Below are 24,189 nucleotides of genomic sequence, written 5' to 3'. Positions count from 1 at the left end.
TCAACGCGCAGCGCGCGGCAGTTCTGGCGGGGTACCCATCCGCGTCCAGGCAAACTGGATATGCGCCAGCATGCGCGCGAAGGAAACGCAGCCGGTCGCGGTGAGCAGCGCCAGGGACAACGTCCCGAACCACCACACCACCAGCACCGCGCCGGCAAGCGCAACCGCATTCGTCATCATCTGCCGACGCGGATACAGCGACAATGAGCCGATCTCGTGCAGCGGTCCGACCAGGGTGCTGCAGCCATAGAACAGCGAGAGCAGCGCCATGATCTCGCCGACGCCTTCCCATTGCGTGCCTTCGAGCACGTAGTCGGCCCCGAACGCGGCGATGGCGACTCCGGTGAAGAGCACGACGACGATCGCCACCATGCCCATGGTGATCCGACGGGCCCAATGTTGCCGATCGGCGCCCTCGCGCTTGCGCAGATCATTCATCGCCAGCGGAGTGACCGCTGCGTTGAACAATTGCATCGGCATTTCCAGAAGGCGCATGGCGAGCGCGACATGCGCCGCCAGAAGAGCGTTCCCGGCAAAGGGCAAAGCCAGCAGCGGCGCCACCATGAAACCGAAGGACAGCAGCGCCGAGGGCAGCAGATAGGTCGGCGCCGTGCGCCAGCGTATCGCCGATTCGACCAGTTCTCGCTGCGACCAGTAAACCAGCCTCACGAAGCCGATCAGCGCCTTGCGACGGCGCCAGAACAGATAGCTTGCAGCCACCGCATGGCCGAAGGCATCGGCAGCGAACAGCGCGAGCGCCGTTGGGCCGAGCGGCCAGATCAGCAGGATCATCATGATAGGCTGGACGATCGCCTGAACGACATTGCTGTTGCCGATCGTCGCGAAATCGCCTTCGGCAGTCGCCTCGGCGGTGATCAGCCTGATAGCCGCGCGGCTGGCCAGCGAAATCAGGAAGAGCGCACCAAAGCCACGCAGCACCCAGCCCGCGGATGCTGCGAACAGGATCGCAGCAGTCATGCCGGCCAGGAAAACCGTCCCCACAGCGAGGGCCAGTCGAAACGCCCGGCCGAGACGCACCCTGTCATTGCTTTGAAAGAACACGGCCTCGAAGCGCAGCAGAACCGCAATCGAGACGAAATTGGCCAGCGCCGAAAAGATCGCGAAATCCGCGAAAACCTTGGGCGGGCACAGGGCCGCTGCGAAAAGCAGGCCCCATACCGAGAGAATCCGCGCTTGAACGAAGCGCAGCGCCAGCATCAAGCCGTTGCGAAGACCTGTGCGCCTGACGGGGGAGCCATCGGCCGCGATCGGCTCGGCCGGAACGGGCGCCGAGGCGGCCGCGGCAAAGCCGCCCCTGTCCAGTGCGAGTTGCGCAGCCATATCCACGTCCCCGGTCGGGATGTCGGGCAGATCGTCTTCGCTCGACCCGGGGCCGTGGCGCTCGCCTGCCGGAGCTCGCTCGCGATCAACCCCTTCGATCACGTCGCTTCACTCCGCAAGCTGCACGCTGCGCCGGTATGATTAACGCAAGGTAAATTTGCAGCACTTTCGCTGGTCGCGCCGGGGAGGGTTCTCGCTACCACGCAGGCTGTGGCGGAAAAGTGGCAAAATCCGGCATTTATCAGCGTTCTAACTGAGCTCCATTGTCATCTGCGGACGTCCCGGTCAGTGTTTCCCTCGCAGATCGAGAGGCTTGATCCCATGACGCGCGCCCCCATCCACCTCGATTTCCTGAATGCGCTGGACGTCGAGGCCCTTCGGTTGACCGACCCGGAGATCATTTCGGCAGTGGAGGCCGGATTGGCGGCGCAGGGACGCGGGGAAACCGTGATCGAACCACGCATGCACCTCATTCCAGGCGGCAGCAGCGGTCATTTCAACGTGCTGAGGGGCGCATTTCGTGCGCCGATCAACCTGGCTGGCGTCAAGGTGATCGGGGACTTCGTCGACAACTACAAGGAGGGCCTGCCCTCGGAGCTCGGCCTGCTCCTGTTGATGGACCCGTCCAATGGCGTGCCCAGGGCCATTATCGACGGAAGCCATCTCACCGATATGCGCACCGGCGCGGTCACCGCGATCGGCGCGAAATACCTTGCGCGCAAGGGTGCCAGGGTGCTCGGGCATATCGGCGCACGCGGCACGGCCTACTGGAACGTACGCCTGCTCGACTCGCTGTTCGACTTCGACGAAATCCGGGTGCATTCCCGCCGGAGGGAAAGCCGCGAGGCTTTCGGAACACGGCTCACAGCTGATCTCGGCAAGCCCGTCACCGTGACCCAGGACTGGCGTTCCTGCGTCGAGGGCGCCGATATCATTGTCGAGGCCTCGCGCCTCGATGCTCCCGAGCCGCTGCTGAGGACGGACTGGATCAAGCCGGGCGCCTTCGTCGTGCCTTATGGCACGATGAGCGCCGTCGAGCTTTCGCTGACCGATATCATGAGCAAGCTCGTCGTCGACGACTGGGGCCAGTGCCGATCGGGCCAGTTCGGGGCGCTCCGTGCCCATGTCGAGGCCGGCAAGCTCTCGGAGGCGACCCTTCATGCCGAGATGGGCGAAATCGTCGCCGGCCTGAAACCCGGTCGCGAGAGCGACGACGAGACGATCCTGTTCTGGCATCGCGGGCTCTCGCTCTCCGACATCGCTCTTGGCCATTTCATGCTGGAGAAGGCCCGCCACATGGGGATTGGCCAGAGGCTGCGTTACGCGTGACGAACCCTGCCAGGCCGCACCTTGTCGCGAATGCGCGGATGTATGCCGTCAACGCGGCGGTTCGGGCTGCCTGGGCCGATCTGTTCGCCTGGATCTCCAACCACTCGGGGGTTCCGCTGACAGTCGTCGACCACGCCGCACCGGCTCCATTGGAGGACCTCTGGCAACGCGGCGATCTCGGCCTCGCCTTCATCTGCGGCTACCCCTTCGCTAGCGGTCGCTTTCCCGTGCAGCCGATCGCGGCCCCGATCCGGGCCGCGGCGCTCGCGGGCGGACGGCCCTTCTACGCAACTCATCTCGTCACCCGTGCCGAAAGCCCGATCGCCACGCTCGCCGGGAGCTTCGGCCAGCGCCTTGGCTGGACGGTCGAGCACTCCCAGTCCGGCTTCAACGCGTTGCGCAGCCACCTGCTCCCCCATTGGAAGGCCGGGCCACTGTACCGGCAAAGCATCGGCCCGCTTCTGACGCCGCGCCGGGTCATTGCCGCGCTGCTGAACGACGAAATCGATATTGGTCCGCTCGACTCGTATTTTCACGACCTGTTGCTCGCGCATGAGCCTGAAACCGCTGCACGGCTGCGGATCATCGAGACCACGCTCCCAAGGCCGATGCCGCTCCTGGTCGCCTCGGACACGCTGGAAGCGGCTCCACTTGCAAACCTTCGCGATGCGCTGCTCGACGCTGCAGTCCAGCCGCGGGCGCAGGTTTTGCTGGCTCGCCTGAAGCTCTCCGGTTTCGCAGCCATAGAACGCGGCACCTATGACGTGCTGCTCGAGGATGCACGCAGGGCGGAAGCCGCCGGGTATGGGCAGCCAGGCTAGGATTCGGCCGGGCGCCCGGCACTGCGCGCCCGGATCGCCGCAAGCGTGATGCGCCCCAGCGGCCGGCTGTCGCCATCGACGATGGTCGCCCCGTCTCGCCCCTCGGTCAGAAGCGCAGAGAGCACGTTGCGCAGATTGGCCGATGCCGGAAGCCGCAGGTCGGAAACCTGTGGCGCTCCCTCTTCGACCGCATCTGCAGCGCTGACCAGAGAGAGACGCCGCAACGCGGCGTCAGCACCGACAAAATCGGCGACGAATGCGTCGGCCGGAGCCGCCAGCAGGCGGTCGGGTGTGTCATACTGCACCAGGCGGCCGTCCTTCATGATGGCGACGATGTCGCCCATCCGGATCGCTTCATCGATGTCATGGGTGACGAAGATCACTGTCTTCTTCAGCCGGCGCAGGATCGCGACGAACTCCTCCTGCAAGCGTCCTCGCACCACCGGATCGACCGCACCGAACGGCTCGTCCATGAGCATAACAGGCGGGTCGGCGGCCAAGGCGCGCGCCACCCCGACACGCTGGCGCTGCCCGCCGGAAAGATGGCGCGGGTAACGCGAAAGGAACTGCGCGGGCTCCAATCCGACCAGGGCCAGCATCTCCTCCGAGCGCGACTTGATCTTCTCGGCCGGCCAGCCCAGCAGTTTGGGCACCGTCGCGACATTCTCGGCGATGGTCATGTGCGGGAACAGGCCGACCTGCTGAATGACATAGCCGATGCGGCGACGAAGCAGCACGGGATCGGCCTGGGTTACATCCTCGCCCTCGACGATAATCCGGCCGGAACTCGGCTCGATCAGCCGGTTCACCATCCGCATTGTCGTGGTCTTGCCGCAGCCGGACGGGCCGATCAGCACGCAGGTCCGGCCTTCGGGCACCGAAAGATCGAGGCTGTCGACGGCCGGGCGCGCGATGCCCGCGAACAGCTTGCTGACATTCTCGAGACGGATCATCAGGCCCCCATTCGCGCGGAACGCGTCATGGCGTGCTCGACGCTCGCAAAACCGATCTCGACCAGCAGCGCGAGCAAGGCCACCGCCACCGCTCCGGCAATCAGCTGCGGAAAATTGAAATTCGCCATTCCGGCAGTGATCAGCTCGCCGAGACCGCCGCCACCGATGAAGGCCGCGAGCGTCGCCGCCGAAACGACCTGCACCGCAGCCGTGCGGATGCCCGCAAAGATCACCGGGAGCGCCAGCGGGATCTCGATCCGCGTCATCACCTGCGCATCCGAAAGTCCCTGCCCGCGCGCCGCCTCGACGATGTCGCGGTCGACTTCACTCAGGCCCGTATAGGTGTTGAGCAGCAGAGCCGGCAGGCCATAGAGTGTCAGCGCCACCACTGACGGCAGGAAGCCGGTGCCGAGCAGGGGCAGCATGATGACGAGCAAGGCGAGGCTCGGCACGGTGCGCAGGATGTTGACGATCGCGATCGTCGAATTGGCGAGGCTGCGATGACGCGTCAGCGCAAGCCCGAGCGGCAGCGCGATCAGCACCACGGCGAGAAGTGCGACGCCCGAAAGCCAGAGGTGGTTCTCGACCGCTGTCCAGAAGATGCGGGGATTGGCGGTGATCCAGCCAAGCATCAGGCGCCCTCCGCCTGGGCCGCCCGCAGGCCGAGCTCGAGCCGGCGCAAGCTCTCGTCGCAGGCGATGGCAAGCAGCGAAGTCATGATCGCACCGACCACGACCTTCTCACCGAAATCCTGGGTGATGCCCTGGAAAATGATGTCGCCAAGACCGCCGGCATTGATGAAGGCGGCCACGGTCGCGACCGAGACCATCGTGACGACCGTGATGCGGATGCCAGCGATGATCACCGGCAGCGCCAGCGGGAGCTCGATCGCGAAAAGCCGGCGCCAACGGCCATAGCCCATGCCGTCGGCAGCATCCAGGATCTCGGGCGCGATCTCGCGCAGACCCGTTGCCGTGTTCCGGATGATGATCAGCAAGGCATACATCACCAGCGCAACGATCGCCGGACCGAAGCCGAGCCCGAGGATGGGAATCAACAGCGCAAAGATCGCCAGTGCCGGCACCGTGTAGAGGGCGCCCGAAATCAACAGCACGACGAGGTAGAAGCTCGGCCGCCGCGCCGAGATGATCCCGAGCGGCAGGCCGATGACGAGCGAGATCGCGAGCCCGATGCCGACGAGCTGGATATGCTCCCAGAGCGCGATCAGCAGGCGGTCGTAATTCTCAATGATCCAGGTCATGCTGGCGGGTCCGAAAGCGTTGCAGCAAGCTCTCCCGCCGCCAGGCGTTCGGCCAGCACCTCGAACTCGCGCCCCATCGGCCGGTCATCGTCGAGCCGGGCGACATGGGCGCGGACGAAGCCATGCGCGAGCATGGTGCCGACGCCGAGCCTGATGCCGTCACGCTGATCGGCGGCCTCGGCCGCCACGACGAGTTCGATCGCAGCAAGCCGCGCCAGGTGCTCGGCGATCACGGCTGTCTTTGCGACAATGCGCGGCGTCATCGGCGCGTAATCCTCGACACCATCGGCAACCGGCATGGTCGTCGGGCCGAGTGGCAGGGCGAGATGGCGGATCTCCGCTTCCAGGGCTGCTGTCGTCTTCTGCGTGGTCGCAAACCCCGCATGCGTGCCACCATGGCGGGTCAGGAAGCGCGGCAGCCCGCTGGACGCAGGCGACATCAGCTTGATGATACGGAACGCCGAGATCGTCGCGGCGTGGGCGACTGCCAGCCCGAGCCCCTCGAGCGCAAGTGCAAGCGCCGTCGTGTCGAAATTGACGGTCGAACGCAGGACATCCTCCGTGATGAGCACCGCCGGGCTGTCGCCGGCCCCGTTGAGCTCGACTTCAACGAGCGCGCGCGCCGTATCGAGCGCGGCGCATGCGGCGCCGTTCACGGGCGCCAGGCAGCGAAAGGACAGTGGGTCCTGCACGCGGCTGGCAGCGCCTTCATCAAGGAGATCGCTCCCAGCCAGGAGTTCGCGCAACTTTGCCGCGCCAGTGACATGGCTCGGCACCGGCCGAAGCGCGACCAGATTGCTGGCGATGGGCGAGAGATTGGCGCGGTAAGCCTCCAGCGAGAGTGCACCTGCTGCCGTCAGCGCCTGCAGCGCCAGTGCCATGGTGCGAAGCGCGAGCGCAGCCAGGCCGGCGCTCTCGGCATTGGCATTGAGCAATGCGAGCCCATCCTTCGGCCCAAGGGCCGGAAGCGCTATGCCGGCCAAGCACATGGCCTCGCGACCGGGGCGAATCTTTCCGTCGAATTCGGCCTCACCCTCTCCTGTCAGCGGCAAGAAGAGCTGGGCCAGCGAGCTGAGATCGGCCTCCCCCAGCGAGCCGATGCGTCGCACGACAGGATGAAGCCCGGAATTCAGCATCGCAGCGAGCGTCCCGACAAGGCCCGGCGAGATGCCCGACGCGCCCTGCGCAAGACCGGCAAGCCGCGCCAGCAGCATGGCCCGCACCTCGCCCCGCGACAGGCAAGGCCCGACGCCGACAGCCCGGGCCTGAACGGCCCGCTGTTGGAAGGCAGCGATCTGATCCGCCGCCAGTCGCGTGTCCACAGCAGCCCCGAGGCCGGTCGTCAAACCATAGACGGCCTCGCCACGTTCGAGACTGCGCTCGACCACCGCGCGAGCCCCGCTCAGCCGCTCCAGCAGTGCGGGAACCAGCACGACCCGCACAGACCCATGCGCGACGGCATGGACCTGTTCGATCGAAAGCAGCCCCGCTCCGATGACGACGGCAGGGGCCGGTTGCACCAGCTCCATTCGCAGATCGCCCGCCTTAGCGGACAAGACCCTTGGCTTTCAGGAAGGCGGCGGCGACGACACGCGGCTCCTTCTTGTCAACCTCGACCTGTCGGTTCAGCTCCTGCATCGTCGCATTGTCGAGCACTGCCCCGACCTTCTCGAGGATCTCGACGACCTTGGCGTTGCCGGCAATCTCCTGACGCACGACCGGGGCGAGGAAATAGGGCGGGAACAGCGACTTGTCGTCGTCCAGCGCCACGAACTTCTCCGCCGCAATCTGCCAGTCGGTGGAGAAGCCGTTGGCGATGTCGACCTGCTTCTGGTTCAGCGCCTCGTAGCGCAGCCGCAGCGCCGCGAACTGCTTGAACTCGGCAAACTCGGCGCCATAGACCTCCTTGAGGCCCGCGATGCCATCACGGCGATCGACGAACTCGGTGCCGGCGCCGAGCCGAAGCTTGGACGAGACCTTGCCGAGATCGGTCAGGGTCTTGAGGTTGTATTCCTTCGCGGTCTCCGGCCGCACCACGATGGCATAGCCGTTATTGATACCGGAGGGCTTCAGCCAGGTCAGGTTGAATTCCTTCTCGTAGAAGGCCTTGACCATGCCGCGCACCTTCTCCGGGTCGGTCTCGGTCACACCCTGCGCCTTCATCACGGCGTTGAGGCCAGTCCCGGTATATTCCGGATAAAGGTCGATCGCGCCGCTTTTCAGCGCCTCATGCGCCACCAGCGTGCCGCCGAGATTGATCTTGCGTTCGACCTTGAAGCCCGCGCCCTCCAGGGCAGCGGCATAAAGCTCGGCAACGATGAACTGCTCGGTGAAATTCTTGGAACCGATCTTGATCGTCTGGGCCGCTGCCGCCGACAGCCCGACCACGATCATCGCGGCAACAGTACAGACCGTCTTCGCGAAGCGCATGCTGATGAGTTTCATGGCCGCCTCCTGTGATGGCTCAAGGGGTTAGCTAACGAGGGATCGAACAACGATGCAAGTTTTGGGCGCACGAAGGAAAAACGCGCCGTCGCAATTCCGGTGCGGGGAACGAACGCGCCGGGCAAGCGCTCAACTGAGGGGATTTCGTTCGCCCGCACGGATCGCGGCGGGCAGGCGATTCTCGATGGGCGACAATGGGCAGACCCAGGCCTCGGAATAGGCGCAGGACGGGTAATAGGCGAAATTGAAGTCGAGGATCGTCCGCCCCTCCGATGTCACGCCGAGATCGGCGCTTTTGATCGTATCGAGCAGGTAGCGGCTGCCGGCAAAGGTCTCCTCGCCATTGCTCGCATCGCCAAAGGGCAGGAAGGTCCCGCCACCATAACCCTCGATCCAGTAAAGCGTCAGCTCCCGACCGAGCGCGCCCTCCAGCCCGTCGGTCAGTGCGTAGGGCCTGAGCACCATGGCGCCGTCCTTTCCGGCTTCGACCCGGATGGTTTCGCGCCCGACGGCCGGCCGCAAGCCGACCTCGAAGCGCAGCGCCGGATCATAGGAGAAATAGCGGATGCCCCGGAAGCTTTGCCGCCGGGCGGCCGCAAGCGGCGACTGCCGGTGCTCGCGAAACAGCCGGTCGCGCACATCGCGCCACTGTCCCCAGCCCGCTTCCGCCGGCATGGCCCGGACCGCCGCGTAGAGATCGGCCACCTGCCGACGCCAGTCCTGGAGCGAGGCCGCGTTCTCGAGCATCGCATTCGCAGACAGACGAGCCCCTGGTCTGGTGGATGCGGCCCCGGCAATGATCTGGTTCTTCATGGTGCGCAGCCTTCGGTTCGACTGAACGAGATCGCCTCGGCGTGAGAACCACCGCCGCCGGTCAACGCATCGGCGACGCAGGCGTTCCCCCATCGCTCATTGTGCCGATCATGCTGTCAGGCCGTGTCAGCGTTCGCAGCAACACCGGCGAAAATCATCGCGTCCGGGCCCAAAGCCAAGGCAAATGAAGAACGCCGCCGTCACGAGATCGCGACGACGGCGTTGAACTCGTGGATCTGAGCCCCGAGCTGTCAGGAAAATTGCGTCTTCAGGCCTTCGAAATGCGCCACCTGCTCGGCAATCAGCTCCCGCTTCTCGTCGCGCCGTACGAAGACCTTGAACATCGCTTCGCCAGCAGCATTGAAGAACTGGACCGAGCACGAGCGGCGGCCATGGAACTGCCGATCGACCAGATAGATCGCCGTGCAGTTGCCAGCCTTGATATGTCCGCCGATCGGGCTGTCGCCATGGATGTTGTAATAGCCGTGGCCGAAGGAGCCGACGGGCAGCGAGCCTTCACATTCCAGCACGATATCGGCGGTGTGGACGATGAAGAGCACATCGCCCCAGGTCGAGAGCGCCTGCCACAGCGCCTCGAAGCGCTCGGCTGCAATGAAATGGCGTTGATCGGCCGGTGCTGCCTCCAGCACCGCGAGCGTCGGCACGCCGACCTCGCGGGCGATGGCCTCGATCACGCCATCCGGCTTGGCTGCCAGCGCCTGCCTGACGCGCTCCATCGGGTCTACCGTTGACGGGTCCTGGACCGCCGCGGCACTCGCCTGCGAGATCGACATACCGTCCTCCCTCACTCTGCCGCCTGGCGGGGCAAATGCGGATTGGCCTCGCTCAGCACCGTCTCGAAGCCCTCGAACTCGGGATGGCCGAGATACATCGGCGTCGCGCGGGGCTGACCGGCATTGCGGTGCGATTCACGGAACTGGTCGGACTTCGTCCAGGCCGTGAAATCCTCCTTCGAGGCCCAGGTCGTGTGCGAGGAATAGAGGGTATGGTCCTCCTTCTCCGGCCCCTTGAGCAAACGGAAGGCGATGAAGCCGTTCATCTCGTCGAGGCGGGTCTTGCGCGAGGACCAGACCGTCTCAAACGCGGCCTCCTCTCCCTTGACGACCTTGAAGCGATTCATGGCGATGAACATGGTGTTTTCCTCAGTTGGCTGGCTGTTGGCTGGCTTGGTTGAACGGGAAATGGGCAATGCCGGACGGCATTGCCGTCCTCATGTGCCGAAGCGCGTCGAGAAGCCGATCTTGCCGACGAAGCCCGGGCTGTTGTCACCGTCGCGGTAGCGGCGATAGCGAACGTCGCCGACATTCTCGAGCGTGACATAGGCGCGGGCATCGGGCGTGATCTTGTAGTCGGCGTAAAGATCGACCAGCGCATAGGCCTTGCTCGCGATCACCTGCGCACCAGGCGGCAGGCGCTTCTGATCGTCGACCAGCGTCAGCCTCGCGCCGACCGTGAGCTTCTCCTCGAAGAAGCGCAATCCGCTGCTGAGGATCAGCTTGTCCGGATAGATCGACTGCAGCGGCTGGTTCAGCGTCCTGTTGTCCCCGCGAGTGGTCGAGCCGGCAAGGGTCATGAACCAGCGCTTCGCGTCGTAGCCGAGTTCGGCTTCGAAGCCGGTGATGCGCGCCTTGGCGACGTTTTCATAGGTGAAGAACGCGTCGTTGCAGGCGCCGGGGACCGGTGCGCCGCAGGGTGCGCCGGGATCGACGAAGACGCCGTCGATATAGTTCTTCACGTCGTTCCTGTAGACCGCGAGCTTGCCGCGGAAGCGGTCGCCTTCGCTCAGGATGTTGTCGTATTTCAGATTGACGCCGGCCTCGAGCGTCTTGCCGACTTCCGGCTTCAGGTTCGGGTTCGGCCGGAAGATGAAGCTGGCCGGTGCCGGATGCGGTCCGTCGACCAGGGTTTCGGTCACCGACGGCGCCCGATAGCCCTCGGCATAGGTGCCGTAGACCTGCAAGCCCTGCAGCGGCGTGACGCCGAGCGTCAGCTTGGGCGAGATGCGGTTGCCATCCGAAGAGGTCCGGCCGCCGCTGAGTTCATAGGCGTCGTAGCGCAGCGCACCGATCAGATCGAAGATCGAATACTTGACGTGGCTCTGCACGAACCCGCCATAGACGCTGCGCTTGCCGGACGGCGTCGTCTCGTCGCCATTGCCGACCGGGTCGCTGGTCCGGACACGATCCTCGAACCAGTCGGCGCCATAGCTCAGGTTCAGCGCCGCCGCGCCAAGATCGAACTTCATCGTGTTGTGGATGTCGAACCCGTTGGTCTCGACCTTGAAATAGCGCTTCGCGCCAAGAGCCGCGCCCGTACCGGAAATCTGGGTCTGGTCGGTGTCCGTCGAGGTCGAATAGGCGCTGATGTTCAGGTTCAGCCACGGGATATCGGGTCGCGAGAAGCTGTAGCGTGCCGTGTAATTCTGCGTCGTGACCTCGTTGTCGCGGCGCGGTGCCGTCGAGGTGCCGACGCCATTGGAGAAATCGTAACGCTGGTACTGGCCACCGAGCTTGAGTTCCTGGCCTTCGCCGGGCGTGATCACAATCTTGCCGAGACCTGAAACCAGGTCCTGCCCGCTATCGGCAATCTTCGTACCGCCGCCGTCGCGATAGGGATTGAGCGAGCGGAATGAAAGCCCGACGAGGCCTTCGACGACATCATTGGGCCGGAAAGCCCCGATGGCATTGCCGAAGGCGCCGGACTGGCGGGCGAACACGCCGGTCCCACCGATCTCGACCGCGGCGCGCTCGCCGGGCCGGAGAATATCCTTGGGGTCGACCGTCTCGAAGGACACGACACCGCCGATCGCGCCTGAACCGTAGACGTTGGCAACCGGGCCGCGCGTCACGTCGATGACGCGCACGAAGGAGGGATCGAGGAAGAAGGCGCCATTGGCATTATGGCCGGAACGCTGGAAATTCTGGCGCGCCCCGTCGATCGTCACCGCGACGCGGCCAAAGTCCTGCAGACCGCGAATATTGATCGCGGTTGCCGGATCGTTCGGGTTTTCCTGCGTCGAAACGCTGGGCATCTGGTTGAGGAGGGTGCCGAGCCTTTGCGGCTGCTGCGACCGGATCTCGTTGCGCGTCATCACCGAGACCGAGGCGAGCGCATCGATCGCGCGCTCTTCCTGCTTGCTCGCCGTCACCGTGATCTCGTCCAATGCGATCGGCGTAGCAGCGGAGGCTGGCGCCGGCTGGGATTGAGCATGAGCGCCAAGCGACCATAGCGCGATGGCAGCCACGGAAACGGAAGCGCGCAACAGCGCGGCGTGAGAATTCATACGTCCAGCCCCGAACCTGACCTGAAGATTTTGCAGCGACTGGCTGGCTGGACGCGGGCTGCGTGTGGCTGGCTGGCGCGGGCAGTCGCACCGTCTCGGCGCGCCGCTCTTGACCCTTTGTAGTAAAGCTGAATATCACCGTCAACAACGCTTAAGCTTTATCCTTCTTAGAATAATTAAAAACTGACATCTGCTTTAGATCACCTTCAGACGACGAGATGTCGCGCGCTCTTGGCTAGACGAGATCGATTCCGATCCCATCTTCCATTGGCGCGCAACCCGGGAAGCGGAGAGACCATCATGCCAAGCCCCCTTGCGCCTTCGAGGCCGCTCGGCGCACGGCCGCATCGACGCGAGCTGGGTGCCGCGATCGGACTGACCTTTCTGGCCGCCGCCGGCCTCCTTGCCCCGTCCATGCTCCCGGGCCCGGCCCAGGCACAGACTCCGGATCGCATCGTTGCTGTCGGCGGCGTGATCACCGAAGTGCTCTACGCTCTGGGCCTGCAGGACCGGATCGTCGGTGTCGACACCACCAGCCAGTTCCCGCCCGAAGCCCTGCGCGACAAGGCCAGCGTCGGCTATGTCCGTGCACTTTCGGCCGAAGGCGTGCTCTCCCTGAAGCCCTCGCTGGTCATTGCCCTCGAGGGCGCAGGGCCTCCCGGGGCGGTCTCGCTGCTCAACGAAGCCGGGCTGCGCCTCGCCAGCATCCCGGAAGACAACTCGCCCGATGGCGTCGTCACCAAGATCCAGGCGATTGGCGCCGTTGCAGGTGCCGCCGAACCCGCGGCACGCCTTGCGCAGCAGACGAAGCTGCGTTTCGACGAACTTCAGGCGCTACGCTCCAGCCTGCCGGCCAAGAAACGCGTGCTCTTCGTCCTGTCGCTCCAGAACGGCCGCGTGCTGGTCGGCGGTCGCAACAGCTCTGCCGATGCGATCATCCAGATGGCCGGCGGCGTCAACGCCGCGACCGCGGTCGAGGGCTTCAAGCCCCTGAACGACGAGGCCATCATCGCCGCCGCGCCCGACGTGATCCTGATGATGCGCAACAGCAACAGCCACAATGCATCGCCTGACGATGTGTTCGCCATGCCGACCTTCTCGCAGACTCCGGCCGCGGCGAAGATGGCGCTCATCAGGATGGATGGCCTCTACCTGCTCGGTTTCGGGCCGCGCACACCGGCAGCAGCCCGCGACCTGATGGCCGCGCTCTACCCCGAGGCCGCGATCCCGCCGCTCAAGACCGCCGCTGCGCCATGACGCTCGCCGTCCGTCCGGCCGGCGCAATGGCCACGACCGCGCTCGCCAGCTTCGCGGCCAGACAACGGCGGCAGGCCGCTCTGGTCATTGCCGGCCTTGTTCTGCTGTGCGGCCTGCTGATGCTTGTGGCCGTAGGGCAAGGCGCGTTCTCGATTCCGCCCGGCCGGGTCGCCGAGATCCTCTGGGCCAGGCTGACGGGCGAGACCGCCCTGCTGGACGGGCGAGACGCGCTCGTCGTCCTCAATATCCGCCTGCCGCGCGTGCTGCTCGGGGCACTCGTCGGGGCTGCACTCGCGATTTCCGGAGCTCTGATGCAAGGGCTCTTCCGCAATCCGCTTGCAGATCCCGGCCTCGTCGGCGTCTCGGCGGGCTCCGGCCTGGCAGCGGCTGCGACCATCGTGCTCGGTGACCGGCTCCTCGCCGGCCTGACGATGAAGCTGCCCTTTGCAGCGCTTCCGTTCGGCGCCTTCTGCGGTGGCCTGATCTCGACCCTGACCCTCTATCTGATTGCGACCCGTCAGGGCCGCACTTCGGTCGCAACCATGCTGCTCGCCGGTGTCGCGCTCGGTGCGCTCGCCGGCGCGCTGACCGGCGTCCTCGCCTTCATTTCCGATGACCGGCAGCTGCGCGACCTGACCTTCTGGTCGCTCGGCAGCCTTGGGGGCGCGAGCTGGACGAAGCTCGTGGTCATCGCGCCCATCGTCCTGCCGCTTCTCCTGGCCGTGCCGCTGCTGGCACGCGGACTGAACGCCTTGATGCTCGGAGAGGCGGAAGCCTATCATCTCGGCATCCCGGTCCAGCGCATCAAGGCGCTGGCGATCCTGTTGGTGGCCCTTGCCGTCGGCGCCAGTGTCGCCTCGGCCGGCGTGATCGGCTTCGTCGGTATCGTCGTGCCGCATCTGATCCGCCTCGCCATCGGCCCCGACCACCGGTTGCTGCTCCCCCTCTCGGCGCTCGGCGGCGCAACGCTTCTCGTCGCCGCCGACATCGTCGCCCGCCTGATCGTCGCCCCGGCCGAATTGCCGATCGGTATCGTCACCGCAGCACTCGGCGCCCCGTTCTTCCTCTGGCTCCTGCTGCGCCGCGCGGATGGTCTCGATGTCTGACCCAATCAATGGCGAGCCGATCCTGTCGGGCCGTTCCCTGAGCTTCATGGTCGGCGGGCGGGCGTTGGTCAGCGAGGCTTCGTTCGATCTCAAGCCGGGCAAGACCACAATCCTGATCGGCCCCAACGGCGCCGGCAAATCGACCCTGCTCAAGCTGGTCACCGGCGAATTGAAGCCTGCCAATGGCGAGGTCCTGCTCGACGGCGAGCGCCTCTCCGGCATCCCGTCCTGGCGCCTGGCCTGCCAGCGCGCTGTGATGGCGCAGCACACGCGGCTCGCCTTTCCCTTCAGCGTTTACGAGGTCGCGCGCCTCGGCGTGGACGGTGTCGGGCGCGCCTTGTCGCGTCAGCGCCGCGAAGCCCTCGTCGGCGAATGCCTGGCCTCGGCCGGCGTCGCCGAGCTCGCAGCGCGCCGCTATCAGACCTTGTCGGGTGGCGAGCAGCAGCGCGTGCAGTTCGCGCGCGTGCTCTGTCAGCTCGAGGCCGGTCGCAGCGTCGCTGCGCGGCAGACCCTCTTCCTCGACGAGCCGATCGCCAGCCTCGATCTCTGCCATCAACTCGCCCTGCTCGATATGGCCCGCGCGATTGCGGCGCGCGGCGTGGCGGTGCTGATCGTGCTCCACGATATCAATCTCGCCGTGACCTATGCCGACCACCTCGTCGTGATGGACCGCGGCCACATCGTCGCCCAGGGGGCGCCCGCAGCAACGCTGGATGACGCCTTGCTGCGCAATGTCTTCAAGGTCGACCTCAGTTTCAGCCGCGCGCCCGCCGCCGGCCTGCCCTTCCTCCTGCCCCAGCAGCACCGCCCCAACGCAGCCGCTTGATCCCCCGGATCAGTTATTTTAAGCTTGAAATAACTGCTCCGAACCGGGGTCCGCGATCATGGCCGCTTCACCGCGCAGATTGTCCTACGGACGTTATCTTCAGGTCGACGATCTGCTGGCCTGCCAGACCCTGGAGAGCGTGAAGGCCGGCACTCCGGCCCATGACGAGATGCTCTTCATCATCGTCCATCAGGCCTATGAGCTCTGGTTCAAGCAGATCCTGCATGAGCTCGACCGCATCCAGCTCGATTTCTCGGCGAGCCCGGTCGCCGACGAGAATCTTGGCCGCATCGTCGCGGGCCTCGGCCGCATTCACGAGATCCTGAAGCTTCTGGTCGGCCAGCTCGACGTCCTGGAGACGATGACGCCTGCCGGCTTCCTCGAATTCCGCGACCTGCTGACTCCGGCCTCGGGCTTCCAGTCCGTGCAGTTCCGGCTGATCGAGAGCCGTCTCGGCCTAGCGGACACGCTGCGCCTCCGGATCGACGATCAAAGCATGCGCGAACGCCTGGCGCCCGAGGATCGCGCCAGGCTCGACGCCGAGCATAAACCGTCCCTGCTGTCCCAGCTTGACGTCTGGCTCGCACGCACGCCCTTCGTCGCCCTTGGCGACTACAATTTCCGCGAGAGCTATCGTGCCGCCGTGACCGCGGCCCTTCAGCGCGATGCGCGCAGCGTCGGCGCCGACCCGTCCTTGCCGGAAGCGCAGCGCCAGGCCGATGCCACCGCGATCGAAAAGGCGCTTGCCCGCTTCCAGGCCCTGTTCGAGCCGGATGCCACCGGCACGACCTGGCACATGTCGGCGCGCGCGATCGAAGCAGCCCTGTTCATCGCGCTCTATCGCGACATGCCGGTGCTGCAGCTGCCCTTCCGGCTCCTGCAGAACCTGATGGACATCGACGAAAGCCTGACGCTCTGGCGCCTGCGCCATGCGCTGATGGTCGAGCGCATGATCGGCGTCCGGCCCGGCACCGGCGGCTCCTCGGGCTCGGGTTATTTGCGCGCCACGGCCGAGAAACACCGCATCTTCATCGACCTCTTCCATCTCTCCAGCTATCTGCTGGCCGCCCGGGACCTGCCGGCTCTGCCCGAGGGGGTACGCCGGCGCATGGGCTTCAGCTACGGGGCGGCCTGATGCACGGCGACTGGACAGCTCATTTCAGCCGTTTCCGCAACGCGGCACCGGAGCGGATCAACCTCGCGGCGCATAGCCATCACGACTGGCCCGATGTCAGTTTCGCGGCGCAGGAGCAGGCCTGGACCGACGCCGCCCGCCTCGCAGGCCATAAATGGAGCCTCGTCTTCGGCGAGCTGATTCCGGCCGTTCAGGCCGGCATCGCCCGTGAGCTCCGGCTTCCCGATCCGTCGAGCATCGCCTTTGCGCCGAACACCCACGAATTCCTGCGCCGCCTCCTCTCCTGCCTGCCAACCGACCGCACCCCTCGCGTACTGACGACGAGCGCCGAATTCCACACAGCTCGGCGGCAGCTCGCGCGACTGGCGGAAGAGCGGCTGATCCGGCTCGATGAAATCGCCGCAGAGCCCTTCGCAACATTTCACGAGCGCCTCCGGACGGCGATCATCGCCGGTGGCCACGACCTGATCTATGTCAGCCAGGTCCTGTTCAATTCGGGAGCGACCTCAGGCGATCTCGCAACGCTTGCCGGCGCAGTACCGTCCGAGGAAACCCTGGTCGCGATCGACGGCTATCACGGCTACCTCGCCCTGCCGACCGACCTTTCCGCGATTGCGGACCGCGCCTTCTACATCGCGGGAGGCTATAAATACGCGATGGCCGGCGAGGGCTGCTGCTTCATGCACTGCCCGCCAGGTTATGGCCCGCGCCCGCGCGATACCGGCTGGTTTGCAGCCTTCGGCGCGCTCGCGGCTCCACCCGGCAGCAATGTCGGCTACTCCGCCGATGGCGGCCGCTTCCTCGGCGCCACCTTCGATCCCAGCGGGCTCTATCGCATGCGAGCCGTGCTGGCATGGCTGCAGGTCAACGGCCTCGCTGCGCATCACGTCCACGAGCACGCCATCTCCCTGATGCGGCAGTTCCTCTCCGGTCTCGATGCGGCGACGATTCCCTGGCTATCCCCGGCGCACCTGATCACGCCCTTTGGCAATCCCTCGGCACATGGCAATTTCCTCGCCTTCCGCACACCCGAGGCCGGAGCGCTGGAGGCGGCATTGGCGAAGCACGGCATTGCCACGGACCATCGCGGCGACGTGCTGCGCTTTGGCTTTGGCCTGGCGCTGTCGGCAGGAGATGTGGCCGCGGCTCTCGATCGGATGAAAGCCTTGAACGCCTGATCGAAATCATTGGAGCGATCGATCTTACGCCGGATTCATCGTGAATCCAGGCTTCACCATATCGCTCAACCGCTGGTTCACGGTCGCGGCGCCACATCTCCCGCAGAACCCGAAGCGGGAGATGAACCGTGACCAGACGCCTCGCCCCCATCGACCTGCTGCTTGCAGGCGCGATGTCCCTGCTGGCCCTTGCCTTCGCCGGCCGCCCCGCGCTCGCCCGCGAGCTCGTCCAGTTCCAGGACCAGCGCTACTACCCGGGCACGATCGTGATCCGCACCGGCCAGCGCAGCCTCTATTTCGTCACCGCCCCCGGTGAAGCGATCCGCTACCAGATCGCCGTCGGCAAAGCCGGCAAACAATGGCGCGGCGTCAAATATGTCGAGGAACTCGCAGTCGAACCAGCCTGGAGCCCCCCGACCGAGGTCAAGCGCGCCCAGCCGAACCTGCCCAACGTCATCGCCGGCGGCTCGCCCCGCAATCCGATGGGGGCCCGCGTCATCGGTCTCGGGCCAGGTGGCGAATATGCCATCCACGGCACCAACGCACCGGGCACGATCGGAACGGCGGCTTCCTTTGGCTGTTTCCGGATGCACAACCCCGACGTGATCGATCTCTATGCCCGGGTCCGCATGGGCACGCCCGTGGTGGTCCTGCCTTAGATCATCTTTGGCGATGACATCGGCTGCCCCCGACAACCGCAATCCACTTTTTCGAGCCGATGCTTCAGAGGGCAACCGGCGACAATAATGGCCGTCCGGAGAAGAAGGCCGCGAGGTTGCCGATGAGCAGATCCTGCTGGGCATGCTGCGCCGATTCCGCATTGGCGCCGATATGGGGCGTCAGCACCGCATTCTCGCAGGCCCGCAACCGCTCGGAGACATGCGGCTCGTTCTCGTAGACATCGAGCGCCGCACCCGCGATCAAGCCCGTCTCGAGCGCGTCGCATAGCGCTGACTCATCGACGGCGATGCCGCGCGAGATATTGACGAGATGCCCTTGCGGGCCAAGCGCCTTCAGCACCTCCGCGTTGATCGCGTAGCGGTTCTCGGCACTGGCGCGGACGGCAACGACCAGCAGGTCCGCCCAGTGAGCCAGCCCGAGTAGGCTGTCATGATAGAGATAGGGCAGGTCTGCGCGCAGCGAACGGTTATGGTAGCCGATCGTCATGTCGAAGGCCGCGGCGCGACTGGCAATGCGGGCGCCAATGGCGCCAAGTCCGTAAATGCCCAGCTTGTGACCAGCCAGTCCAGGCACATGCGCCATCCGCGCAACCGCATTGCCCTGCCATCGTCCGGCGCGCAGGAACCGGTCTCCGCTATTGATCTGCCGCGCGCTGGCCAGAAGCAGACCCATGGCAAATTCCGCGACGCTTGTCGCGTTGCTGTCGGCGGCATTGCTCAGCTGGATGCCGCGCTCCTTGGCGCGCACCCGGTCGACCCCCTCGAAACCCGTGCCGTAGCACGCGATCAAGCGCAGCTTCGGCAGGGCATCGATCAAGGCCGCATCCGTCTTGTGGCTGCCGATGGTCAGGAGAGCCTGAACCTCCTCGGCCCCTGCTGGCAACGCGTCCGGAGCTGAGCGCGCCATCGGGCCAAGCAATGTGTAGCTTTCGTTCAGACGCGCGACGAGCCGATCAGGCAGACGCGGCACCATGAGGATGGTCGGTTTCATCAGGAATCGAGCTCCATGGCGGTGTTGCATCGCAACATCGAACAGCAGCCTGCTCAACCCATTTCGGAGCGGGGACCGCCATCTCGCCGACGCAATGCAACCGCTCTGACGCCCCGCCGAAAAAGGGCAACATCGCCTAGCGTAACCTCTCGCCTGCGACAAAGAAGCGCGTTAACGTTTGCTTGCACGACTTCAATCGCGCTCGGGCCTGAAGCACCGAGCCCAACAGGGGCTATCGATGGATCATCTCGCCGACGTCAAGAAATACGCCAGGAAGGCCGTCAACGAAGCTGCCTTTGCCGGTATGTCCAAATCTTACGCGCTCGTCATGGGCAAGCCCGACACCCGCTTCGTCGCCTGCACGGATCCGGCCGAACTGGAGCGTGTTCGCGAGAACTTCCTGAAGAAGAAACTCGGTCTCAAGAGCGCCGATCTCGACGCATCCATCAAGGCAACCTGCGAGCATATGAAGGACGACAAGACCAAGTCGCGCCTGACCTTCTATTACCTGCTCGCCGAGCATTACGGTAAGCTCGATCTCTTCGTGAAGAAGTAGCCGCGCTCTGCGCGCATGCCCGGGCTCTACCCGGGCATCCCTGGATTACATTCTCATTCCGAGACGAGATGGTCGGCTCCAGGCCGACCATGTCTGTGTTTCGCCTCTGCCGGGCTCAGCGATAGAGGTCTGCGCGCGTCAGCGGCAGTCCGGATGGTCCCTTGCGCCGCTTCGAGACCAGCGTCTGGTTGATCAGCGCGCCACCGCGCTCGAAGGCGAGCGAACAGCCAGCGAGATAGAGCAGCCACATCCGCGTCCGCTCGGGACCGATCTCCGCCTCGGCCTCGGCCTTGCGTGCATTCAGCCGCTCGAACCATAGCCGCGTCGTGCGCTGGTAATGCTCGCGCCAACCCTCGACATCGTGCACCTCGAAGCCATGGCGCTCGAGATTGGCGATCGACATGCCGAGATGGTCGAGTTCACCCCCCGGGAAGATGTAGCGCACCAACGCCCGGTACTCAGCCGGCATCTTGTTGAAGGCGCGCTCGGTCTTCTTGGCTCGCCGCGAGATCGTATGGTGTAAATAGAGACCGCGCGGCTTGAGCAGCCGGTTCACCGCCTGGAAATAGGCCGGGTGATTGCGGATGCCGACATGCTCGAACATGCCGATCGAGGAAATCTTGTCGAAGACCCCCTCCATCTCCGTGAAATCCTTGAGATGCAGCGTGACCTTGTCCTGAAGGCCGAGTCGCTCGACCTTCTCGCGAGCCAGCGCGAGCTGCTCCTCAGCAAGAGTCACGCCATGCGCCTCGACGCCATAATGCTGCGCCGCATGGCAGATCAGCGCGCCCCAGCCGCACCCGATATCGAGCAGCTTCTCACCGGGCTGCAGGCGTAGCTTGCGGCAGATCATGTCGAGCTTGTCGTGCTGCGCCCGCTCGAGATCGGTATGATCCTCGGTAAAATAGGCGCAGGTGTAGACCATCTCCTCATCGAGGAAGAGCCGATAGAACGCGTTCGAAACGTCGTAGTGATAGGCGATATTGGCCTTGTTGGTGGCAGGGGCGCCATCGCGGGCGGCCTTGTCGCCCTGCAGGTGATCGACGGCTTGCGGCGCGGCGCCGGGCGCGAGCAGGAAACGCCTCACCACATCGAACACCGCCGACTTCGGGATACCGCGCGCCAGCCGCGCGACCTTGCCCTCCGGGCGCGCCGCCGCGAGATCGAAGATCGTTCCGTTCACGATCGCGATCCGGTCGGTGACATGCAGATGCAGCAGCGTATCGAGCTTTGGCTTGCGGAGCAGCGCCGCGACGGCGCCGGAGTCGCGGATCGCGATCGCAAGGCCGTCCTGAGGCCACTCGGAAGGGACGCGGCTGCCGTCCCACAATGCGAAGCCAAGCTTCAATCCAAGTTTCTGGTGTGCCTCGGTCAGAAGTCGCCGCAAGGCGGCGAGGCGTTTGGTGTCGCGATCCATGCGTGGCCGATCCATCCCCGTCCCGACCTGTTTGACGGCAGGCGTGGGGCTTGGCAACCACCGGTCAGAAATCGCTCGCGATTCCCTTCACCTCCCAGTCGTCGTAACGCACCGGATCGAGACCACCGCGGCCGTTGAGTTCCTTGTCACGCTTTGTCGCCGCCGCCTTGGCGTCGATCTCGGCGCGTCGCGCCTGTGCTTCGGCCAATGCGCGCTGCGCCACCGGCGAAAGGCTCCTGGCCCGATCGGTCTCGCTCGTCGGAACCGAGGCTTGATCCTTGGCCGAGGCTTGATCCTTGGCAATGTCGTTTGGCATTGGCACAGCGCTCTCTTGCGGGATCGGCATGGTCTTCACCACATAAGGCCGAAATCCGCATTCCGGGAGAGCCAATTCGCCATCCCGGACTGCAGCAGACGAAGGGGACCAAGATGAACTACGTCCGCACCGGCATTCTGATGGCCGGCCTCACCGCGCTCTTCGCCATGGTCGGCTATCTGCTCGGCGGCGCGGGCGGTATGCTGATCGCGCTCGGCATCGCCGCCGCGACCAATCTCTACAGCTACTGGAATTCGGATCGGCTCGCGCTCGCCTCCCACAATGCCCATGAGGTCGACGAGCGCAGTGCGCCCGAGCTCTATGGCATGGTGCGCGACCTTGCCGCGCGCGCCAACATGCCGATGCCGAGGGTCTATCTGATCGACGAGGAGCAGCCCAACGCCTTCGCCACCGGGCGGAACCCACAGAACGCAGCCGTCGCCGCGACCACCGGCATCCTGCGCACGCTGAGCTACGATGAGCTCGCCGGCGTGATGGCCCATGAGCTTGCCCACATCAAAAATCACGACACCCTGACGATGACCATCACCGCGACCATGGCGGGCGCAATCTCCTCGCTCACCACCTTTGGCATGTTCTTCGGCTCGCGCGAGAACCGGCCGGGACTGCTGGTGCAGATTCTGATTTCGGTACTCGCACCGATGGCCGCGATGGTGATCCAGATGGCGATCTCGCGTTCCCGCGAATACGAGGCGGACCGGCTCGGCGGCGAAATCTGCGGCAATCCGGTCGCGCTCGCCGACGCGCTTGCCAAGATCGCCGGGGGAGTCTCGCATATTCCGAACGAGACGGCGGAGGCCAAGCCTGCTACGGCCCACATGTTCATCATCAATCCCCTGAGCGGACGCGGCATGGATTTTCTGTTTTCGACCCACCCCGACACCGGCAATCGCATCGCCGCCCTGATGGAGCAGGCGCGCGCCATGGGTATCGGCGGTCGCAATGCCGGCGGCTTCAGCAGCCAGGCCACACAGAGCCCGTGGAACGGCTCCCACAAGCCCGGCCCGTGGGGCTGAGATGACTGAACAGGACAATTCACGCCGCAAACCAGCACCGGCTCCCGCTCGGCCAGCCGATGATGCACCGGGCCTGCCCGCGCGCCGCCTTGCAGCGAACCTGATCGACGAGGTGCTGCGGGCCGGCACCGCGCTCGACGAAACCTATGAGCGCATGAGCCCGGCCTTCGGGCTCGACGCGGCCGACGCAGCGCTGGCGCGCGCGATCGCCATCACCGCCTTCCGACGGCTCGGCACGATCCAGCACGCCATCAATGCGCGGCTCGAACGCGGCAGCCCGAAGAATTCGGGTCCGTTCGAGCCCATTCTGGTCGCCGCTGCGGCCCAGATCCTGTTCCTCGACGTACCGGATCATGCCGCCGTCGATCTCGCGATCCGCCATCTCCACGAGGATGCGCGTTCGGCCCGCTATGTCGCGCTGGGCAATGCGTTGCTGCGCCGGCTTGCCCGCGAGCGCGACGCGATCCTGAACGGAAGCGCCGCCCCCTTTGCCGACACCCCACCCTGGCTCGCCGAAAGCTGGCGCAGCGCCTATGGCGATGAAACGGCCGCCGCCATCGCAGCAAGCCACGCCGACGAGCCGCCGCTCGATCTGAGCGTGAAGGGTGACGCTGCAGGCTGGGCCGAGAAACTCGGCGGCATCGTGCTGCCGACCGGATCGGTACGTCTGCGCGAACGCTCGCCGGTGCCGAGCCTTCCCGGCTTCGCGGAAGGCGAATGGTGGGTGCAGGACGCCGCCGCGGCACTGCCCGCGCTGCTGCTGGCGCCCAAGCCGGGCGAACGCATCGCCGATCTCTGTGCCGCCCCGGGGGGAAAGACGGCACAGCTCGCGGCAGCCGGCGCCGCCGTCACCGCAGTCGATCGTTCGGCGCCGCGCTTGCGCCGCCTGCGCGCCAATCTGGAACGGCTCGGGCTCACGGCCGAGATTCTGGCGACCGACGCAGCAAACTGGCAGGCCGAGCCCTTCGACGCGGTTCTGCTCGACGCCCCCTGCAGCGCCACGGGCACGATCCGCCGCCATCCCGATGTCGCCTGGACCAAGACCCCCGAGGATCGCGACAAGCTCGCCGCACTCCAGGCCCGGCTGCTCGACGCGGCGGCGCGCCTGACGCGGCCCGGCGGCCGCCTCGTCTACTGCACCTGTTCGCTTGAACCGGAAGAGGGCGAAAACCAGATCGAAGCCTTCCTCGCCGCGAACCCGGACTTTGCGCGCCTGCCGATCAAGCCCGAGGAAATCGGTGGTCTCCCTGAGGCGATCAACGCCGCCGGCGACCTTCGTACCCTGCCGCATCAGCTTCGCGGCGAAAGCCCGCGGCTCTCGGGATGGACAGGATTTTACGCAAGCCGTCTGATCAGGTTATGACGAAACCGGGATTCGCAGGGCGCGACCACGTCCTCCGGGACGATTCGCATCGGGACGGGG

At 65.5% G+C, this 24,189-nt stretch carries 24 protein-coding genes; 11 read left to right on the top strand and 13 right to left on the bottom strand.

Annotated elements, in window-relative coordinates; genetic code table 11:
- On the bottom strand, positions 1-1,443 hold the full coding sequence (locus BIWAKO_RS10735; RefSeq protein ID WP_069878681.1) for a lipopolysaccharide biosynthesis protein: 1,443 nt from the start codon (positions 1,441-1,443) through the stop codon (positions 1-3).
- 219 nt (positions 1,444-1,662) lie between these two features.
- Between BIWAKO_RS10735 and BIWAKO_RS10730 the strand changes: the two genes are divergently transcribed.
- Positions 1,663-2,670 carry an ornithine cyclodeaminase family protein gene (locus BIWAKO_RS10730; RefSeq protein WP_069882356.1) on the top strand — a complete coding sequence of 336 codons (1,008 nt, stop codon included), beginning with the start codon at positions 1,663-1,665 and terminating at the stop codon, positions 2,668-2,670.
- A 38-nt stretch (positions 2,671-2,708) separates the two neighbouring features.
- Positions 2,709-3,491, top strand: a complete 783-nt coding sequence (locus BIWAKO_RS10725) for a phosphate/phosphite/phosphonate ABC transporter substrate-binding protein (RefSeq protein WP_069882355.1) — start codon at positions 2,709-2,711, stop codon at positions 3,489-3,491.
- On the opposite strand, the gene BIWAKO_RS10720 is transcribed toward BIWAKO_RS10725, so the two are convergent.
- The 9 genes from BIWAKO_RS10720 to BIWAKO_RS10680 all read right to left on the bottom strand — a co-directional run bounded on the left by BIWAKO_RS10720 (position 3,488) and on the right by BIWAKO_RS10680 (position 12,267).
- Positions 3,488-4,444, bottom strand: coding sequence for an ABC transporter ATP-binding protein (locus tag BIWAKO_RS10720; RefSeq protein ID WP_069878680.1), 957 nt, complete (start codon positions 4,442-4,444; stop codon positions 3,488-3,490). The genes BIWAKO_RS10725 and BIWAKO_RS10720 overlap by 4 nt on opposite strands.
- Positions 4,444-5,076, bottom strand: a complete 633-nt coding sequence (locus BIWAKO_RS10715; RefSeq protein WP_069878679.1) for an ABC transporter permease — start codon at positions 5,074-5,076, stop codon at positions 4,444-4,446. The genes BIWAKO_RS10720 and BIWAKO_RS10715 overlap by 1 nt, the downstream gene beginning before the upstream one ends.
- Positions 5,076-5,705 carry an ABC transporter permease gene (locus BIWAKO_RS10710; RefSeq protein ID WP_069878678.1) on the bottom strand — a complete coding sequence of 210 codons (630 nt, stop codon included), beginning with the start codon at positions 5,703-5,705 and terminating at the stop codon, positions 5,076-5,078. The genes BIWAKO_RS10715 and BIWAKO_RS10710 overlap by 1 nt, the downstream gene beginning before the upstream one ends.
- A complete protein-coding gene (locus BIWAKO_RS10705; protein ID WP_069878677.1) occupies positions 5,702-7,234 on the bottom strand; it encodes an HAL/PAL/TAL family ammonia-lyase in 1,533 nt (510 codons plus the stop codon). Before BIWAKO_RS10705 ends, BIWAKO_RS10710 begins: the two co-directional genes overlap by 4 nt.
- 16 nt (positions 7,235-7,250) lie before the next feature.
- Positions 7,251-8,150: a glycine betaine ABC transporter substrate-binding protein gene (locus BIWAKO_RS10700; RefSeq protein ID WP_371331920.1), complete on the bottom strand. Its 900-nt coding sequence runs from the start codon at positions 8,148-8,150 to the stop codon at positions 7,251-7,253.
- Positions 8,151-8,279: 129 nt separating this feature from the next.
- Positions 8,280-8,963 carry a DUF1684 domain-containing protein gene (locus BIWAKO_RS10695; protein WP_244523409.1) on the bottom strand — a complete coding sequence of 228 codons (684 nt, stop codon included), beginning with the start codon at positions 8,961-8,963 and terminating at the stop codon, positions 8,280-8,282.
- A 251-nt stretch (positions 8,964-9,214) separates the two neighbouring features.
- The gene (hutX, locus tag BIWAKO_RS10690) at positions 9,215-9,757 is read right to left on the bottom strand and encodes a heme utilization cystosolic carrier protein HutX (protein ID WP_371331918.1); all 543 of its coding nucleotides are present in this window, start codon (positions 9,755-9,757) and stop codon (positions 9,215-9,217) included.
- Between the two features lie 11 nt (positions 9,758-9,768).
- Complete coding sequence (gene hmuQ, locus BIWAKO_RS10685) at positions 9,769-10,116, bottom strand: heme-degrading protein HmuQ (RefSeq protein ID WP_069878676.1); 348 nt, start codon at positions 10,114-10,116, stop codon at positions 9,769-9,771.
- A 78-nt stretch (positions 10,117-10,194) separates the two neighbouring features.
- The gene (locus BIWAKO_RS10680; protein ID WP_069878675.1) at positions 10,195-12,267 is read right to left on the bottom strand and encodes a TonB-dependent hemoglobin/transferrin/lactoferrin family receptor; all 2,073 of its coding nucleotides are present in this window, start codon (positions 12,265-12,267) and stop codon (positions 10,195-10,197) included.
- Between the two features lie 300 nt (positions 12,268-12,567).
- Between BIWAKO_RS10680 and BIWAKO_RS10675 the strand changes: the two genes are divergently transcribed.
- The 6 genes from BIWAKO_RS10675 to BIWAKO_RS10650 all read left to right on the top strand — a co-directional run bounded on the left by BIWAKO_RS10675 (position 12,568) and on the right by BIWAKO_RS10650 (position 18,428).
- Positions 12,568-13,524 carry a heme/hemin ABC transporter substrate-binding protein gene (locus BIWAKO_RS10675; protein ID WP_084652201.1) on the top strand — a complete coding sequence of 319 codons (957 nt, stop codon included), beginning with the start codon at positions 12,568-12,570 and terminating at the stop codon, positions 13,522-13,524.
- Positions 13,521-14,630, top strand: coding sequence for a FecCD family ABC transporter permease (locus BIWAKO_RS10670; RefSeq protein WP_069878674.1), 1,110 nt, complete (start codon positions 13,521-13,523; stop codon positions 14,628-14,630). The genes BIWAKO_RS10675 and BIWAKO_RS10670 overlap by 4 nt, the downstream gene beginning before the upstream one ends.
- Positions 14,623-15,456 carry a heme ABC transporter ATP-binding protein gene (locus BIWAKO_RS10665; RefSeq protein WP_069882350.1) on the top strand — a complete coding sequence of 278 codons (834 nt, stop codon included), beginning with the start codon at positions 14,623-14,625 and terminating at the stop codon, positions 15,454-15,456. The genes BIWAKO_RS10670 and BIWAKO_RS10665 overlap by 8 nt, the downstream gene beginning before the upstream one ends.
- Positions 15,457-15,514: 58 nt before the next feature.
- The gene (locus tag BIWAKO_RS10660; RefSeq protein WP_069878673.1) at positions 15,515-16,591 is read left to right on the top strand and encodes a tryptophan 2,3-dioxygenase family protein; all 1,077 of its coding nucleotides are present in this window, start codon (positions 15,515-15,517) and stop codon (positions 16,589-16,591) included.
- Positions 16,591-17,769, top strand: a complete 1,179-nt coding sequence (locus tag BIWAKO_RS10655) for an aminotransferase class V-fold PLP-dependent enzyme (RefSeq protein ID WP_069878672.1) — start codon at positions 16,591-16,593, stop codon at positions 17,767-17,769. Before BIWAKO_RS10660 ends, BIWAKO_RS10655 begins: the two co-directional genes overlap by 1 nt.
- Positions 17,770-17,942: 173 nt before the next feature.
- Positions 17,943-18,428 carry a L,D-transpeptidase gene (locus BIWAKO_RS10650; RefSeq protein ID WP_069882349.1) on the top strand — a complete coding sequence of 162 codons (486 nt, stop codon included), beginning with the start codon at positions 17,943-17,945 and terminating at the stop codon, positions 18,426-18,428.
- 64 nt (positions 18,429-18,492) lie between these two features.
- On the opposite strand, the gene BIWAKO_RS10645 is transcribed toward BIWAKO_RS10650, so the two are convergent.
- Positions 18,493-19,440, bottom strand: coding sequence for a 2-hydroxyacid dehydrogenase (locus tag BIWAKO_RS10645; protein ID WP_069882348.1), 948 nt, complete (start codon positions 19,438-19,440; stop codon positions 18,493-18,495).
- Between the two features lie 238 nt (positions 19,441-19,678).
- Here BIWAKO_RS10645 and BIWAKO_RS10640 point away from each other — a divergent pair, with 238 nt between their 5' ends.
- Complete coding sequence (locus BIWAKO_RS10640; protein ID WP_069878671.1) at positions 19,679-19,996, top strand: DUF2853 family protein; 318 nt, start codon at positions 19,679-19,681, stop codon at positions 19,994-19,996.
- A gap of 115 nt (positions 19,997-20,111) precedes the next feature.
- Here the strand turns inward: BIWAKO_RS10640 and BIWAKO_RS10635 are convergent, their stop codons facing one another.
- Positions 20,112-21,413: a class I SAM-dependent methyltransferase gene (locus BIWAKO_RS10635; protein WP_069878670.1), complete on the bottom strand. Its 1,302-nt coding sequence runs from the start codon at positions 21,411-21,413 to the stop codon at positions 20,112-20,114.
- Between the two features lie 64 nt (positions 21,414-21,477).
- Complete coding sequence (locus BIWAKO_RS10630) at positions 21,478-21,729, bottom strand: DUF1674 domain-containing protein (protein WP_084652199.1); 252 nt, start codon at positions 21,727-21,729, stop codon at positions 21,478-21,480.
- 113 nt (positions 21,730-21,842) lie between these two features.
- On the opposite strand from BIWAKO_RS10630, the gene htpX reads away from it, so the two are divergent.
- Positions 21,843-22,766 (top strand): zinc metalloprotease HtpX, encoded by a 924-nt coding sequence (htpX, locus tag BIWAKO_RS10625; RefSeq protein WP_069878669.1) that lies wholly within the window; start codon positions 21,843-21,845, stop codon positions 22,764-22,766.
- A 1-nt stretch (position 22,767) separates the two neighbouring features.
- A complete protein-coding gene (locus BIWAKO_RS10620) occupies positions 22,768-24,129 on the top strand; it encodes an RsmB/NOP family class I SAM-dependent RNA methyltransferase (RefSeq protein ID WP_084651249.1) in 1,362 nt (453 codons plus the stop codon).
- Positions 24,130-24,189 lie beyond the last annotated feature (60 nt).

Origin of the sequence: Bosea sp. BIWAKO-01 (assembly GCF_001748145.1) — a bacterium.
Lineage (GTDB): Bacteria > Pseudomonadota > Alphaproteobacteria > Rhizobiales > Beijerinckiaceae > Allobosea.
Note: the sequence above shows the minus strand (reverse complement) of the source record. Positions and strands in the feature narration are given on the sequence as shown.